The sequence below is a fragment of the Paenibacillus ottowii genome, assembly GCF_050516475.1.
Classification (GTDB): Bacteria; Bacillota; Bacilli; order Paenibacillales; family Paenibacillaceae; genus Paenibacillus; species Paenibacillus ottowii.
The window spans coordinates 4746823-4763815 of the sequence record NZ_CP191577.1; the positions used below are offsets into that span (position 1 = coordinate 4746823).

The 16993-nt window shown below is 42.9% G+C and carries 15 protein-coding genes; 8 read left to right on the forward strand and 7 right to left on the reverse strand.

All coding sequences use genetic code 11. The features are described 5' to 3' along the window. Positions 1–723: 723 nt before the first annotated feature. From ACQQ6X_RS22165 to ACQQ6X_RS22185, 5 genes are read right to left on the reverse strand one after another with little or no spacing between them, the layout of a single operon-like run. Positions 724–1020 carry a spore coat protein gene (locus tag ACQQ6X_RS22165; protein WP_305167059.1) on the reverse strand — a complete coding sequence of 99 codons (297 nt, stop codon included), beginning with the start codon at positions 1018–1020 and terminating at the stop codon, positions 724–726. 11 nt (positions 1021–1031) lie between these two features. Further along, positions 1032–1232 (reverse strand): hypothetical protein, encoded by a 201-nt coding sequence (locus tag ACQQ6X_RS22170; protein WP_305167060.1) that lies wholly within the window; start codon positions 1230–1232, stop codon positions 1032–1034. 31 nt (positions 1233–1263) lie between these two features. Beyond that, positions 1264–2400, reverse strand: coding sequence for a zinc-dependent alcohol dehydrogenase (locus ACQQ6X_RS22175; protein ID WP_064797161.1), 1137 nt, complete (start codon positions 2398–2400; stop codon positions 1264–1266). Then, positions 2397–2783 carry a spore coat protein gene (locus ACQQ6X_RS22180; RefSeq protein ID WP_149033260.1) on the reverse strand — a complete coding sequence of 129 codons (387 nt, stop codon included), beginning with the start codon at positions 2781–2783 and terminating at the stop codon, positions 2397–2399. Before ACQQ6X_RS22180 ends, ACQQ6X_RS22175 begins: the two co-directional genes overlap by 4 nt. Before the next feature lie 12 nt (positions 2784–2795). Beyond that, positions 2796–3038, reverse strand: coding sequence for a spore gernimation protein GerQ (locus tag ACQQ6X_RS22185; protein WP_305167217.1), 243 nt, complete (start codon positions 3036–3038; stop codon positions 2796–2798). Positions 3039–3228: 190 nt separating this feature from the next. Here ACQQ6X_RS22185 and ACQQ6X_RS22190 point away from each other — a divergent pair, with 190 nt between their 5' ends. The 6 genes from ACQQ6X_RS22190 to ACQQ6X_RS22215 all read left to right on the forward strand — a co-directional run bounded on the left by ACQQ6X_RS22190 (position 3229) and on the right by ACQQ6X_RS22215 (position 12707). After that, on the forward strand, positions 3229–3510 hold the full coding sequence (locus tag ACQQ6X_RS22190) for a hypothetical protein (protein WP_305167061.1): 282 nt from the start codon (positions 3229–3231) through the stop codon (positions 3508–3510). Positions 3511–4051: 541 nt separating this feature from the next. After that, positions 4052–5137, forward strand: a complete 1086-nt coding sequence (locus tag ACQQ6X_RS22195) for an L-dopachrome tautomerase-related protein (RefSeq protein ID WP_305167062.1) — start codon at positions 4052–4054, stop codon at positions 5135–5137. 905 nt (positions 5138–6042) lie between these two features. Beyond that, complete coding sequence (locus ACQQ6X_RS22200; RefSeq protein WP_305167063.1) at positions 6043–6882, forward strand: alpha/beta fold hydrolase; 840 nt, start codon at positions 6043–6045, stop codon at positions 6880–6882. Position 6883: 1 nt separating this feature from the next. Further along, positions 6884–7351, forward strand: coding sequence for a PAS domain-containing protein (locus ACQQ6X_RS22205; RefSeq protein ID WP_305167064.1), 468 nt, complete (start codon positions 6884–6886; stop codon positions 7349–7351). A 704-nt stretch (positions 7352–8055) separates the two neighbouring features. Next, positions 8056–9228, forward strand: a complete 1173-nt coding sequence (locus ACQQ6X_RS22210) for a M20 metallopeptidase family protein (RefSeq protein ID WP_305167065.1) — start codon at positions 8056–8058, stop codon at positions 9226–9228. Between the two features lie 407 nt (positions 9229–9635). Then, positions 9636–12707: a X2-like carbohydrate binding domain-containing protein gene (locus tag ACQQ6X_RS22215; RefSeq protein ID WP_305167066.1), complete on the forward strand. Its 3072-nt coding sequence runs from the start codon at positions 9636–9638 to the stop codon at positions 12705–12707. Positions 12708–13052: 345 nt separating this feature from the next. Here the strand turns inward: ACQQ6X_RS22215 and ACQQ6X_RS22220 are convergent, their stop codons facing one another. Further along, positions 13053–13970, reverse strand: coding sequence for an AEC family transporter (locus ACQQ6X_RS22220; protein ID WP_305167067.1), 918 nt, complete (start codon positions 13968–13970; stop codon positions 13053–13055). 233 nt (positions 13971–14203) lie between these two features. Between ACQQ6X_RS22220 and ACQQ6X_RS22225 the strand changes: the two genes are divergently transcribed. Further along, on the forward strand, positions 14204–15115 hold the full coding sequence (locus tag ACQQ6X_RS22225) for a copper amine oxidase N-terminal domain-containing protein (RefSeq protein WP_305167068.1): 912 nt from the start codon (positions 14204–14206) through the stop codon (positions 15113–15115). A gap of 157 nt (positions 15116–15272) precedes the next feature. Beyond that, positions 15273–16061, forward strand: coding sequence for an SDR family oxidoreductase (locus ACQQ6X_RS22230; protein WP_305167069.1), 789 nt, complete (start codon positions 15273–15275; stop codon positions 16059–16061). 91 nt (positions 16062–16152) lie between these two features. On the opposite strand, the gene ACQQ6X_RS22235 is transcribed toward ACQQ6X_RS22230, so the two are convergent. After that, positions 16153–16881, reverse strand: coding sequence for a DsbA family oxidoreductase (locus ACQQ6X_RS22235; RefSeq protein ID WP_305167070.1), 729 nt, complete (start codon positions 16879–16881; stop codon positions 16153–16155). Between the last annotated feature and the right edge of the window lie 112 nt (positions 16882–16993).

The following is a 16993-nucleotide window of genomic DNA, read 5'->3' on the forward strand; positions in this document are numbered from 1 at the left end:
GAGTGATAATTGCACTTCTGATAAAAATGGAAAGCATGATCGCCAGAAACTGGCCATTGGTGATGCGAATAAGATAGAAGGGAGTATTGGATCGCTTGAACGAAGGAACGAAACCTTAATAAAAGGAAATTGGGATTTTAGCTTTGACATTGGTATGAAAAAGGCAAACAAGCAGAACAAAATAGAGGAGCTGGCAGGTAGTTATACAACGTCGCACGGAATGACGGTTACATTAAAAAGACTAACTTGAATGGTGCAAGGAGTAAGATGTTGAGTTTTCGTTTCGAGACTAAGATAGGGAAGAGATTCACTCGGTGAATCCAAGAAAAACGGGATACAGGGATAGCTTAATGACCTTTGATCATAGAGTTATTGGAAACGGAGAATTGCATTGAAGTTGTACCGTCAAGTACCTGCCTGAGGATAAATTATATTGCTTTGTCCTGGATGCATACACGATTGCAGAAATGGATAGAAGTATTGCTCAAATAGTAGAAAAACTGCTCCTATTAGGGAATAAGTTCGTTTTTCTTTTTAAGGATTTATAAAATTAATGTTAGTTGACTCTTAGTTGGCTTAAAATTAATAGAGTAAAACAGAACGCTTCCTTAAGTTATGTTGAATTCTTGACACTGGAAATATTTTGTTCGGTGAAGTCTAATCGAACAAAAACGCGCCCAAACCTTTGTGGTTTTGCGCGTTTTGCCGGAACGAAATACGGTGTCAGGATGGAATGTTCATAGCGGTCTGAATGTTTTTCAGATCGAGCTGAATTTGCTCTGTAACATGGTAAGGATGGTATAGCCCTCGCTCCATCATGTAGATTGTTATCTTTTCATGGGAGTCTAAGGCTTCGTCGAGCTGTTTCATCAAAATTTGCTTGATTTCGGGGGTGGCACATTCGGTCACGGCCATAGCGTAGTTTCTGACACCGCTCTTGGCGTTCATCAAAAAATCCATTGCGATGACTTCGTCGGTCAGTGTATGAAGCCCTGTCATGTGTTCTAATATTGTGTTCATGTTTTTATCTCCTATAGGTTCATTTTAGACAACACTCCATTGAGCTCCTCAAGTTGCTGCTGTGATAATTGCACGTCTTGCTGCAAAATTTGCGTGAGCTCCGGGTCTGTCACGAGAGCTTGCATGGTTTTGGATTTAGTGTTGCAAACGGTCTTAAACGCAGCTATTTCATGAACCTCCAGCATCTCATGCAAAGCGTAATTGGAATTCATTCGGATTGTCCTCCCATGTATCTATCCATATTCAAGGCTTTAAGACAACTTTGATGCAATTGTCCGTTTTCGTATCGAACACTTCATAGCCCCGCTTGGCCTCGCTGAGCGGAATGACGTGCGTAACAATGTCTCCAGGGTCCACTTTGCCCGAAGTAACCAACTCATACATATACGGCATGTAGTGAATGACCGGAGCTTGTCCGGAACGAATATTAACATTTCGCTGCATGATGTCGCCGAGTGGGAATCCGTTATAACGTCCGCCGTATACCCCAGTGACTTGGATGGTCCCGCCTTTGCGGACAGCCTGAGACGCAATGATAAATGCGCTCATGGTGCCACCTTGCAGCTTCAAACCACTGGCTAGAAATTCGAGATCGCTCATCTTGCCGTCCATTCCTACTGCATCAATCACAACATCGGCACCGCCTTTGGTCATTTCCTTGAGAGTGTTGCCGATATTCTTATCCTGTTCGAAGTTTACGATTTCCACATGGTTCGTTCGCTTCGCATGCTGTAAGCGGTAATCGACATAGTCGACGGCTATGACCCGCTTTGCTCCTTTCAGCCAACAGAATTTCTGGGCCAGAAGTCCGACCGGACCGCAGCCGAGCACGATGACCGTATCTCCATTCTTTACGCCGGCGTTATCTACGCTCCAAAATGCCGTTGTCATGGCATCGGCAATCAAGCTTAACTTTTCATCCGGTTGTTCGCAGTTTTCAGGAATCTTGAAGTGGGTAAAATTTGCAAACGGAACTCGTAAATACTCGGCTTGCCCGCCAGGGTATCCGCCGGTCGTTCCGGAGTAGCCAAAATATGCGCCCATATCCCCGTGTTCGTTTGACTTGTCACATTGGCTTTCCAGCTGATTTTTGCAAAAAAAGCATTCTCCACATGCGATGTTGAACGGGATAATTACTCGGTCGCCTTTCTTTACATTTGTCACACCGGGGCCTACTTCTTCTACGATCCCCATCGGTTCATGCCCGATGACATAGTTTTCTTGAAGGTTAGGGATCATCCCGTGAATAAGGTGAAGGTCAGAACCGCAAATGGCGGTACTGGTAATCTTTACGATCATATCGTCCGGTTTCTTAATTTTCGGATCAGGTACCTCTTTGACCACGACATTTTTAATCCCTTGATATGTTACCGCCTTCATGCTTCATGTCCTCCAATATGTTCATCTGGGGTCCGATCAAACATCCCTTTACGCGACGTATCATCCGGGAACAAATTCATCTGCCCGATCATCACCGTATTTTTCGCCGAAAGCTGGTCGAGTTGGTACTGTTCGTTAAGCTCATAGGGATGAAACCATTTTTTGCGAATCATGAGCTCTGAGACTTCTTGGTGCATTGCAATCCCTTGCTTAAGATGATTGCGCAGCAGCGCTCTTACATCTGGAGAAGCGGTTTCTGTCAGGGCGATGGACAAATTTCGCACACCCTCCTTGGCACGAAGAAGGAAGTCCATTGCAAAAGTCATATCTGCCATTTCCGGCATGTTTAATGAATTAATTGGGTCTAAATAATCGGTATTCATTTGCGTTCCCCTTTAATGTGTTATAGGTGTTGGGCTATTCGGAACAGGTGCTTGGAAAGGAGCTCTTGCATAGATTGCTTGCAGTTCAGCCAACTGTTGTGTGGATTGAATTACGTCTTTCTGCATTAACGCTTTTAACTCTTGGTCAAAAACCAAGCCCTGCATAAGTTTTGACTTAGCGAGGCAGAGCGTTTTAAAATTTAACGCTTCATGCAGTTCCATCGATTCGTGCGACGCTAACGCTGGAGTATTCATTGACAAATTCTCACCTCCTTTTTTCACCAAAGTTAGATTTCCCAACGCATCGCATCTTATACTAAAACTGATTGCTGGAATTGTGTGATCCATATATTCCTATTTAGTCGCAGGAATACAAACAAAATATCAACCGCATACTTATTACTGTTTAAATTAATGATCTTTGCTTAAGGGAGGAGGACACACCTTGCCTAATGGAAACAAAATTGATCTAGCCACTGAAGGTGCAAGAAAACCGGCAGAAAGTGCACTTAACTCGAGCGGCAATACGCTGGAGCAACATGCTTCTAACGCGGTTTCTGAGGTGCAAACGGCTTTAAATCAGGCGATGAACTCGATAAGTAATTCTAACGCGGCAACAAATTCACAAGCTTTGGAGACGGCCCGGCGGCAATTAACTCAGGCAGAGGAATTTTTAGATCAAGCGCAAACTTCAGCAAACGCATTACGTCTGCCGGACCAACAATAAAAGGCTCTTGGCTCAGTTAGACTTTCAGACGAACTACTTGCCAAAGACAACGGAGAGTCACCGTCAAAAGGCTTCGGCTTGCGCCGAAGCCTTTTGTTTTTTGAGATGTCTTGGACATTTTCAAAAAACTTAATTAAATTCGTTATTATTAAGCAGTGAATCTCCATTTATACAATATGCCGGCTTTGATCTCTTCCTGAAGTCAGCCTATCTTCATTTTAGAAATTATATCTACAAAAATTAGCTCATCTACGTATTTGAGCACCGCACACTCATTCAAAAGATTAGTATTACAGGCAGCAAAGTGAAATCCGCATTGCCAATGCGTCGCATGATGCCACTTACCTGCACGGATGTTGATGACTAACCAGCTACAAACTGGTCGGCATCATAAAATTGAGGCGCAACAACCAGCAAGGGTTACTCTACTCTGCGTCTATGTTTTGAAAAAGAATCATTAAGAGCTAGGCATTAGAAAAAGTTTTAAACATATTATAGGTAATATCTGATCAAATATGGTGGGGAGGATATCAAAAAACCTATGTTACCTATGGAAGAATATTTCGGTAAGTTAGAACTCGTTTATTCATTTTATGGAGCTATGCCTACAGGCGTTAGTGTGTCAGAAACCAGGCGTATCTTCATTTGCTTTCCGAAATGGGGAGATGACGTTAGATTTACGGTAGCGGAAATTGTTGAGGGTCAGTTGCAGCCTTATCCTAATTTAGAAACGAATTTGGTAAATCCTTTGAATATCAGTATGTCCTTTATCAGTGTCCAAAGTGTTGTTGCAGATGGAAGGGGAACCCTGTGGGTACTGGACACGGCTGCACCAAATTTTTCTGAGCCAATTAAAGGAGGAGCAAAATTAGTCGCGGTAGATTTAGAAACAAATACAATAAGAAAAGTATATACATTTGCAGATGATGTAGTCTTGCCGACAACGTATCTGAATGATGTCCGATTTGACTTTCGTGTAGGTAAAGCAGGTTACGCATATATAACGGATTCTTCTGCCAATGGTCCAAGCGCTATTATCGTCATAAATTTAGAAAACGGAAATTCGTATAGACGGTTGCATGGAGCAAGCTCAACCTCACCCGATCCGTATTTTGTACCGAAAGTGGAAGGTAAAATTTTGATGAATCGAAACGCGGATGGTTCGACATCTCCCTTCCGATTGGCCTCTGATGGTATAGCCATTTCCCCTGATGGAAAAATGTTATTCTATTGTCCATTAAGCAGTCGCCAGCTATACTCGATCTCAACAGAATCGTTAAGAGACAGAACGATACCGGATTTCAAGTTAAGTGATCTTGTGCAGTATTGGGGAGAGAAGGGGGCATCTGATGGGATGATCACGGACGCAAAAGGAAATGTTTATGCTGGAGATTATGAAAACGATAGTATTCGAAAGATATTGCCGAATGGAATCATGGAAACCATCGCCCATGATCCCAGAATTTTATGGCCGGATACTTTTTCTATTGGTCCAGATCAATACTTATATGTTATTGTGAACCAATTACATCGGCAGGCAAGATTTCATTATGGAAAAGACCTGCGACAACAACCTTACAGTTTACTTCGTATAAAAATTGATGAATTACCTGCTCCTACCTTTTAATAAATATTTCATTTTACAAAGTTTACTTTATTTGCATAGAAAATGCGTTTTCATGACTTTATGGTTATTAAGAATTTGAAGCCTGCCGCTTTGACAGCCTGTTCAAATAACTGGGAACTTTAGTTTTATAACAATGCATGCTGCCACACAATTAGTATCAGTATGTATTGTCAATTTAAGTAATTATAGGGGGGTTATACATATTCCTATGTATACTCAAATTAGACGGTTTACGTTTTTTGAGAAGTTGGAAATCAAGTTGCTTTAAACGGTTTGCTAGTGCTGTTATTTTTGATCTTAAGCACTATACTACATTGTAGACTATCGGTACTCTGTTAAGAGCTAACAGGCAGTTTAATCCTAATTCCGAAAAAACATACTAAACAGTATTTTACTAATTTTATGAATTTTGATTTGTAACAAATTTACCTTCTTCTATCGTTGAATATTTAGGCTCGAATAAGGATAGGAAAGTTTATTCCAAATAAACAACATAATCCGGGTGATACTATTGAGTTCTTTTTTAACTCTAATCAAATTGTACTCAAAAAAATACACCAGTCTATAATTTTTGTGGTTCACTTGAGAATTTGATTCCCTTCAAAGATAAGCTCTTATGTCAAAGTTGTATTGATAATGCAACAAAAATGGATAATGGAGCTGCAAACTGGCGACGGTAACTCAACTGGTGTTAGTCTCTTTAATCCAGCTTAGGTTCTTCGTTGTATAAATCAAACCGGTGAATCGGTAGCTAGCCTTTAAGCCAATGATATGCGTAGCTTCTTGTGGAACCGCAGATAAGAGTCAAGCAGATGATTAGGCCCGTCAGAAAAAATTTAAAAATCTTGATATAGTGGTATAATGATTTATTGAACAGAATTTATCGTAACCAGGAGGAAAAGTCGATGGATAGCCAACAAGTCCTCATCCGAAACAACGTCAAAGTAAGGGGCTTTGGTTCCAAGACTCTTATATTCGCCCATGGCTTTGGCTGTGACCAGAACATGTGGCGCTTTGTCGCACCAGCTTTCGAAGAGAAGTACAAGCTGGTATTGTTTGACTTTGTAGGTTCGGGAAAGTCCGATATGCAGGCCTATAATCCTTGTATTTATCATGATCTGAACGGGTATGCCCAGGATGTCTTAGACATTTGTTCAGCGCTCGAATTGAAGAATGCCATTCTAGTGGGTCATTCCGTCGGTGCTACTATCGGTATGCTGGCCTCTATTCAAAGACCGGAATACTTTGATCGGCTTGTTCTGATTGGTCCTTCTTCACGATATTTGAACGATTTACCTGATTACATCGGCGGGTTTGAACGGGAAGATCTGATGGATTTATTGGACTTGATGGATCAAAACTTTCAAGGTTGGGCGAGCTATCTGGCTCCTATCATTATGGGGAATACAGACCGGCCGGAATTATCTCAAGATCTTGAGTTGAGTTTTTGCGCAACCGATCCTAAGGTAGCCCGTCGTTTTGCGGAAGCAACGTTTCTATCTGATTACCGTAAGGAACTCGGCAAGGTAGTGGTGCCTTCGTTGATTTTGCAATGCTCCGATGATGTAATCGTTCCGATGGAAGCTGGAGCCTATATCCACCAGAATATGAAGGAAAGCGAGTTCCGACTGATGGATGCAACTGGTCATTGTCCACACGTAAGCCATCCGGATGAAACCATTAGACTCATCAGCGAATATCTTGCCTCAATCGATTCAATACAGGAAAGCGAGTTGCACACATAATATGGACGAACGGTTGGATCATGCCCCCTGCGGTTATTTGTCGATGGATCAAAATCTGACAATACGCATCGTCAATGCAACCCTTTGCCGCTTGTTAGAATATGAAAAACAAGGGGTAAACGGTATCAGTTTTGAATCCTTGCTAAATCGGCCCAGCCAAATTTTCTTTCAGGTTTATTTTTTACCGTTGATTCGGCTTAATCATCACGTAGATGAGATATATTTAATGATGAAAACGGGTAGCGGCAGAACACTTCCCGTACTTTTAAATGCTGTGATTCGAGAGCAGGGAGACGAATCGGTGTACGATTGTGTCTTAATTCCCATGCTGCGTAGGAAGGAATACGAGCAACAGATTGAAAAAGCTGAAAAAGCCTATCGGAAGGCGGAAGAGGAGCTACTAAGGATTGAGCAGGAGCTTGATAAAAAAAAGGAAGAACTTTCATCTTTACCTAATCCCAAGATATAGTTCAATGCTTCTTTGAGTAGTTTTACTCTAAAAGCCCGAATCACCCCGGCTTTTTATTTTTGGCTCTGTTAAACTATATGAACGAGGACCTATACGAACTTGCAAGTGATTTTTTCCAGCGAATTGCCCCCTTTCGGTAAACAGATGTTGTCGTTATTGATATCAACATTATCAGGTATTCTAAGATTTCCGAATCATTTTGGGAGAATCACTTGCTGCCAAAGACTAAGGAAATTTAAAGAATTATTGATCGCTTGAACGATGGTGTGTAAATGTTGACCTAGCTGCGGTTCTTATGGTTGTTTTTAAACCAACCAGCAAGTGATTTGGATGGCTCCATTAAGCAAGGAATTGAAATAATTGTGAATGGTATGAGAAAACCTGAATAGGTCTTGTAGAAATCCTACAAGACCTATTTCATTGACATCTCCGATACGATACTGTCACCTCGCTCCAGTCTACGTGTGTCTCCCAATTCAGGACTGAATGAGATCGTTAATAATAAGCGGTCTGACCTTGTTACATAGTTTATATGATCTTTCTTCTTTGACATGATCTCCATTTTGGGGTAAAAAGATTTCACGTAAACGACGTCTTCGATGATTTACCCGTTTGGGGTATGGAGAAACGGGACTGTATTCTACATCCCATTCATGGTAAGATAAGGATGGAAGTATATAAATTCAATAGGAAAAGAGGGCAATATGTTAGAGAAATGGGTTCAGGAACTAAAAGATGGTGAACAAGAACTGATTGCGTGGAGAAGACATCTGCATCAGCATCCAGAGCTTTCTTTTGAGGAAATGAATACATCTGCATTTATTGCCGATCAATTACGCTCTTTTGGTATTGAGGTCAGAACAAATGTCGGCGGTAACGGGGTGCTCGGTGTTTTAGAGGGTGGCCAGCCAGGTAGAACGATTGCGTTTCGGGCTGATTTTGATGCACTTCCCATTCAGGATGAAAAGGAAGCGCCTTATAAATCGACCGTTCCTGGTGTCATGCATGCCTGTGGACATGACGGGCATACGGCTGCGCTGCTAGGCGTGGCACGAGTATTAAGCCATCACCGTGAGACACTGAAGGGGAAGCTTGTATTTATTTTTCAACATGCCGAAGAAAAACCGCCTGGCGGAGCCAAATTCATGATTGAGGATGGCTGTCTGGATGGAGTTGAAGCAGTATATGGTATTCACCTTGCATCGGAGATCCCACTGGGGAAAATCGGATTAAAGAGCGGGCCGGCAATGGCCGCTGCTGATGCGTTTACAATTCAAATCAACGGCAAGGGCGGACATGGCGCCAGACCGCATCAGACAGTGGATTCCATCGTTATTGGAAGTCAAATTGTAAACGGATTGCAGCAGGTCGTAAGTCGTAGAGTGGACCCTATCGAATCAGCAGTACTAACGATTGGAGTATTTCAAGCGGGAACTGCCTTTAATATAATTGCAGATAAGGCGAAAATTGCAGGGACCGTCCGTACGTTTAATAAGGAAGTGCGCAAGGAAGTCGAAAACGAAATTCGTAGTATTGTAAAAGGTCTAGCTGAGGCTTATCATGCAGGATACGAAATCGATTATTTGAATGGCTATCCTGCTCTGGTGAATGCAGAGGCTGAAACTGAACGTGTGCGTGAACTCGTTAGTAGAGAGTATGGAGCAGATGCTTTTTTGGATTTAAAACCGGCCATGGGAGCAGAGGATTTTGCCTATTATTTAGAGCAACGACCTGGAGCTTTTATTTATGTGGGTGCTCGCAATGAGGATGAACGAACGCATTTTGCACATCACCATCCTCGCTTTGATTTTGATGAGCGGGCGTTGCTTATCTCAGGACATATTTTTTTAGCACTGGCGTTTGAATATTTGCAATAATAAGGATCTTTTAATGACTAACAATAGCATTCATGAAAGCTGGGACCGCGCATAGCGCGGTTTTTTACTGTAAATCAAAGTGAATTGACACTTGTAAAGAATGCAAAATAAATGAATGATTCACTATATGAAAAATTCATAACAACAAATTACAAAAGGTATCAATTGGGAGTGAAAGACCTTTCTCATATTAGAAGTTATCAAGCAGGAGATCATATGGCATTATCTTGATTTTCCACACAAGGAAATGAGAAAAAGATGACGAATCTAATGAGCAGACACATATGTAAGCGCTAACAATGGAGTGCTGTATATCTTTCAGATTACTGGAGGTGAGCTTAATAGAACCTATGTTTGATATGACTTGCCCATTCAAATGATAACAGAGAAAAAGGAGGTTGAATTCATTGACTAAGGCGAAAAGCAGGTTAAGAATTGCATGTTTGGCGCTTGTAGTAGCGGGTGCTTCCTGGACAGGTATAACAGCACCCACCCATGCTGCTCCAAGTGACGATTATACTTGGAAAAGTGTCGTTACAGGCGGTGGAGGTGGTTTTGTACCTGGTATTATTTTTAACGAAACAGAAAAGGATCTGATCTATGCCCGTACAGATATTGGAGGAGCTTACCGCTGGAATCCTGCCAATGAAAGCTGGATTCCGCTGACGGATTCTGTGGGCTGGGAGGATTGGAACAAAAATGGTGTCGATGCACTAGCCACCGATCCTGTGGATCCGAATCGTGTATATATAGCTACAGGTACGTATACGAATTCCTGGGATAAACATAACGGGCAAATTATGCGCTCCACCGACAAGGGGAATACATGGCAGACTACAAAGCTTCCCATTAAGGTAGGTGGCAATATGCCGGGACGCTCGATGGGTGAACGTCTGGCAATTGATCCGAATAAGAACAATATATTATTCTTCGGTGCACGAAGTGGTAACGGACTATGGAAAAGCTCCGACTTCGGGGCAACCTGGAGCAAGGTGAGCAGTTTCCCGAATCCGGGGACGTATGTACAGGACCCCTCCAATGAATATACCAGTGACATTGTTGGTTTAGCCTGGATCACCTTTGACAAAAAAACAGGCTCCTCTAGCAAAGCAACTCAGACCATCTATGTGGGAGTTGCAGATAAAAAGCAAAGCGTCTACCGCAGTACAGATGGCGGGACAACCTGGTCCGCTATAGCGGGACAGCCTACAGGTTATTTGCCACATCACGGCGTGTTATCGTCAGATGGCAATCTGTATATCTCATACAGCGATGGAGCTGGACCGTATGATGGAACCAAGGGTGAACTGTGGAAATTGAATACAACTAGTGGACAATGGACTAACATTAGCCCCGTTGCCAGTAGCAGCGCGGACAATCATTTTGGGTATGGTGGACTGACGGTGGATGCCCAGAAGCCCGGTACTCTTATGGTTGCAACCTTGAATGCCTGGTGGCCGGATGAAACGATTTACCGCAGTACGAATAGTGGGGCAACCTGGAGCCCTATTTGGGAATTTGATGGTTATCCGACTCGCAAGTTGAAGTACAATCTGGATATATCCGCTGCGCCTTGGCTGACTTTCAATGCCAATCCAGCTCCGCCGGAAGTATCGCCCAAGCTGGGCTGGATGATTGGAGATCTGGAAATAGATCCATTTAATTCAGATCATATGCTGTATGGAACAGGAGCTACGATTTATGGCTCTAATAATCTAACCAATTGGGACAAGGGAGGTAAGCTGGATATTTCGGTAGCCGCTAAAGGAGTAGAGGAAACGGCGATTTTGGATCTGGTAAGCCCTCCTACTGGGGCTCCTCTGGTGAGTGCAGTAGGGGATGTCTCCGGATTCAGACATGATGATCTGTTCAAGGCTCCTGCTAAAATGCTGGATAATCCAACCTTTACAAGTAGCGAAAGCATTGATTATGCTGAGTTGAATCCTTCTTTTATGGCCCGGGTGGGTAAAGCGGACTATAAAAAAGATCCAAATGCCAAATCCATTGGGTTATCCAATGATGGGGGAGCGAACTGGTACAAAGCGAATAGTGAGCCTTCAGGTACAGCAGGAGGAGGCAGTATCGCGGTAGCGGCAAATGGTAATGGATTGCTGTGGAGTACATCGGACAAAGGTGTGTTTTATTCCAAAACCGGGGGCAACTCATGGATAGCAAGCACGGGGATTCCAGCCAATGCAAAAATCGCCTCTGACCGAGTAAATCCTAACAAATATTACGCGTTTTCTGCTGGAAGAATATATGTAAGTGTTGATGGGGGCGTATCCTTTACCGCATCCACAATTACTGGGTTACCAAGTGCAGGGAACGCAGATATTGGTGCTGTACGAGGAGCGGAAGGAGATGTATGGTTTGCCGGAGGCTCCGAGGACGGAGGGCCATATGGCTTATGGCATTCCAAGGATTCAGGTGTTACATTCACCAAGCTTGAAAATGTGCAGGAGGCGGATTTTGTAGGCTTTGGCAAGGCAGCACCCAATCGTACGAATGCAGCAGTGTTTATCGTGGGTAAAATTGACGGCACGCGTGGATTTTATCGTTCGGACGATGCTGGCGCAAACTGGGTGCGCATAAATGATGACAAGCATCAATATGCTCGTGTGACTACAATTATTGGGGATCCTCGGGTTTACGGACGGGCTTATCTGGGAACGAATGGGCGCGGCATTCTGGTGGCAGATCGTGTAGGGGGGGATCAGCCATCGACCGGGCAAGCAAGTATTACACCGACGGCTGCAACTTATGGAGTGGATCACAGCAATAGCAATATTACTGTCAAACTAACACTTAACGGTAATACTCTAGATGCGATCAAGCAGGGGAGCATCACACTGAGCAAGGGTGAAGATTATATGGTTAATGAAGACACAGTCGTTCTCACCAACAAGTATTTATCTAAACTTCCTAGAGGAGAGACAACGCTCAACTTCCATTTTAGTACAGGCAATGATGCGTTGTTCACGATCACGGTGAAGGGGGATACGCCAAGTGAGCCGGGAACAGGTGAGGGCGTCCTGAAGGTGCAATCCTTTAATGGAAATGTATCTGCAACAAGTAATACGATCAGTTCCAAGTTTAAAATAACCAATACAGGAAGCTCGCCTGTTTCCCTAGCAGACGTAACATTGCGTTATTATTACACCATAAACGGGGAGAAATCACAGAACTTCTTTACGGATTGGTCAAGCATCGGTACAGAGAATGTGATTGCTAACTTCAGAACATTAACCAATGCAAAGCCAGGTGCAGATTCTTATGCAGAAATTGGTTTTAAGTCGGCAGCGGGTTCTTTAGAGCCTGGTCAAAGTGTTGAGCTACAAACGCGGATATCCAAAACGGATTGGAGTAGTTATACTCAAACTGATGATTATTCCTTTAATCCTACAGCAAGCAGCTTACAAGATTCTACTAAAATAACCGCTTACCTGTCTGGGATCAAGCAATGGGGAATTGAGCCCTAAGTCTGTCCTCATATAAATAATCTAAAGTCAGCCGCTCTAATGAGCGAGCTGGCTTTATTTTTTGGGATTTAGTTCTCCTCAGTTTTTTCTGAAAATAAAGCAAGTTTTAGTTGAAAACAGAAAGAGTGGAGTTTTAAAACTTTAAATAATGATCATTTCATTATATGAAAAGTTCATAATAGAAAAAAAACTCCTTCTCGCATACCATCTCCAGAACACAAACACACCACCTTAAACAGAAAAAAAGATACATTCAGAACGTATGTTCTTGTTTTGTTCAAAAAGAAACGCTTATGTCCTCAGACACAAGCGTCACAAATCTAATTCTTATGTTGATCATAAACCTCAAGTAAGATGGCGGGATACTGAAATTAACAGTGTCATCGTAATGACATTCACAATCGTAGAAAGCAATACGGTCTGAGCCGCAAAATCGGGTTCATTTTTATACTCTTCTGCCAAAATACTTGTGTTAACGCCAGTAGGCATACCTGATGCAATGAGCAGTGCTTGAGCAGGAATTCCTTTCAAACCTAGGAAAAACACGAGCATAAAACCAACTATAGGACCCGCAATCAGGCGTAATACCATACTGATATACACGGCTGTCCGGCGCAAATGGAAAGGATACTGCACAATTTGCGCTCCCAAAGTAAGCAGAGCCACTGCGACCATCGAATGGCTAATATAATTTAAAGGCTCAGCCAGTAAATTAGGCAATGGACTGTGTAGTAGATTTAGAAGCAAGCCTAGCACAAGCGCGTAGGGTACAGGCATTTTCAAAAAATTAATTAAAATTTTCCGTGTATTGGCCTTGCCATTTTGTACAACAAAGGTACCGTATGTGAATGTAACAAAGCTTTGAAAGGTCATAATCAGAGCTTGGACGGAAATGGCCAGTGGATCGCCTTTAAACACCAACTGATTAATGGGTAGACCATAATTCCCTGAATTATCCAACATTACACTGTTTGTAAAGGCTCCACGCATGCCGGGGCTATATTTCAGAGATCTGGCAACGATAGTGCTGATTACGTACAAAATAGCTATGTACAGAGCATAAAAAAGTGAAACCTCACCCATGAGAATTAAAGAAATTTCAGAGTGATAAAGACCAGTAAACACAACTGCAGGGGTGATATAGTAAAAATTGATTTTAGCTAAGGTATACAAATCCAGCCGGAAATAATATTGCATGATACAACCAAAACCGATCAAGACAAAAATAGGTAAAACAACGTCTAAAAGAATGGTGCCGAACATGTCTGTCTCCTCTTCTTTCTAGGATGCGAATGTAAAGGTTAATCTTTAAAATGCATGTGCATTTTTCATTATACTGTGGAAATAGATCCGCGCATAATAAAATTTATGGTAATGGGTTAGCCATCAGCCTCTACTAATGCACACAAGTTAAAAAGGACTTCATATTTAGCTTATAGAAGCCGTTAATAGATGTAGGTTACAATTAACCTGGTCTTTTACTACAGAATCGCATCATGAGAAACACATGGACAACTTTATTAGCCTGCATACTGGTTTTGGGATTGACAGCGGGAGTCGCTGAAGCCAAACAGGGGCATGGAAAGGATCATGAGAACAAACAGGAAGCAAAGATGTCTGACAAAGACCGGAATGAAAAGAGCAGTAAAAAAGAAAAACACGATGAAATCAAAAAGAATAGCCCTGTTGCAGTAACGGACGATACATACGTTGAGTCCAAAGATCATCATGATCGCAAGGGACACAACGGGTATAACGGTCTGCTTCATGCAGTAGAAAATACAAAAGATAAGCCGGCAGGAGCGGTTATTGCGAATCTGCTGCTTACCAAATATCCGGAACGTTTGACCCCGGAGCAGGTAACTGAACTTGAATTGATCCACAATTCTGACAAAGCCTTAACCAAGGCTGCTGAGCTACTGGCTGAAAACGGAAATGTAATAGATGCCGTTTACATGCAGGAGGAGGCAGTATTGGCTGATGTGTCCAATCTGGAAAGCTATAAAAAGCTGGATGTATTCTCGAAGAAGGCTGGACGTTCATCAGGTATGAAGCTGTTTGTAAATGGTAAAAAGTACAATGCCGAACCGATTAACCGCAATGGTACCACACTTGTACCGTTCCGAACAGCTTCAGAGGCTTTGGATGCCAAGGTTTCCTGGGATCCGAAGGAAAAGGCAGTTACTATTACACGTAACGGTGTGTCCGTCAAATTATTCTTAAATAGCTCCAAAGCATATATTAACGGCCAGCCGTATTCTGTCGAGCAGCCAGCATCCATAGAGGACGGAACTACAATGGTACCTGTAAGGGTAATCGGAGAGGCTCTGGGAGCAAATGTTAAATGGGAGCCTGAGAGTCAGTCCGTTGTTGTATATGAACAGCCGACAACATCAGAAGCATTATAACGTACTGCCAACAAATGGTGTATACAGAAAGGGCGCCTGACTAAATGTCAGGTCCTTTTTTTTGTTTTGCTTTACTATTTTGTGCCGAGCTATTCGCATTATGTGCTGGTCATGTGTACAATTAAATATATAAATCTAAGAAAAGGGAGTGTCATAGATGGATTTAGGATTAACGGGAAAAGCAGCCTTTGTTGCAGGCTCAAGTAAAGGACTTGGCAAGGCAAGCGCACGCGAATTGGCACATGAGGGCGCAAATGTTGTTATTTCGGGACGAAATGAAGCAGAGCTTCAGCGGACGCAGGCTGAATTACAGGAAACAGCGAGTGGTCGCGTTGAATATGTAGTTTGTGATGTTACCAAGCCTGAACATATTTCCCAAGCTATCCGCCGTACAATTGATTGGTTTGGCACCATCGATATTTTGGTCAACAATGCGGGCGGTCCCCCTGGGGGCACCTTTGATGATTTTTCAGATGAAGTATGGATGCAGGCCTTTGAGCAAAATTTACTTAGTCATATCCGGTTGATCCGTGAGGCGTTACCCTACATGAAAAAACAACAAAGCGGTAGAATTTTGAACATCGCCTCCTCATCCGTTAAGCAGCCGATTCTGGGCCTTATTATTTCCAATACACTACGTACCGGGGTCGCTGGATTGGCGAAAACATTGTCAATGGAATTAGCCCCTTATAATATTCTGGTACATACTGTAGCACCAGGGAGAATTGCAACGGATCGCGTACGTAGCTTGGACGAGCATCGAGCTGAAAAATCTCATCAGACGCCGGATCAAGTTCGCAAACAAGCAGAAGAGGACATTCCACTAGGAAGATACGGAGAGCCTGAAGAGTTTGGTAAAGTCGTTGCTTTTCTGGCGTCGTCGGCTTCATCCTATTTGACTGGCAGCACCATTCTTGTGGACGGTGGAATGATTAAATCATTATAAAAAAGAAGCGTGCCGCCATCAGGTTTAAAATGGGTGGTGGCACGCTTCTTTTTTATAAGTTGTTTAGAGAGAAATTGAATTCGCCGACTGATCAGCTCTCACGGTTTGGAAGCTCGCAACCCTCATCGGTACATACACCACCTGCATCCTGTTTGGACGAGCTGCCGCTGATCATAGTGAAAGGTGAACGTTCATCCCAGGCTTTTTGAAGCGCATCGTGGAATACCTCCTCCGGCTGAGCACCGGAAACAGCGAATTTTCGATCAAATACAAAGAATGGCACACCCTGTACGCCTAACTTAGCACCCTCAGCTTCATCAGCTCTAACTTCATCAGTAAAGCGGTCACTGGCTAAAATAGCAGCGGCTTCGTTATGATCCAAACCAACCTCGGCTGCCAATGCTGCCAGTATTTCACGGTCTCCAGTATGCTTGCCTTCCATAAAGACGGCCTGAAATAAACGCTCGCTTAGTTCCAGCATTTTGCCTTGAGTTTGAGCCCATTGCGTTAGACGGTGAGCATCAAGAGAGTTTGTCGGCACCATGGCATGAATATTGTACTCCAGGCCCGCAGAACGTGCGTTTTCGGTCATGCGATCATTCATGGCATGAGCCTCTTGCAGGCTGACACCATATTTTGCTGATAGTTCTTCATTGATCGTTTTACCACTATCTTTCACAGCATTAGGGTTCAATTCAAAACTCTTGAATGTCAATTGGACCTCATCGCGGTGTGGGAATTGCTGAAGGACTTGCTCCAAGCGGCGTTTGCCAATATAGCAGAACGGACACATATAATCAGACCAAACTTCGATATTCATTAGAGAAATGCCTCCATGTATACATATTTTATTGAGCAACTGGGGTCAATCAGCCTACTTTAGAGTAGTAAAAAGGTGAAACTTAATCAGTTACAAAAAGAATTATACGGCT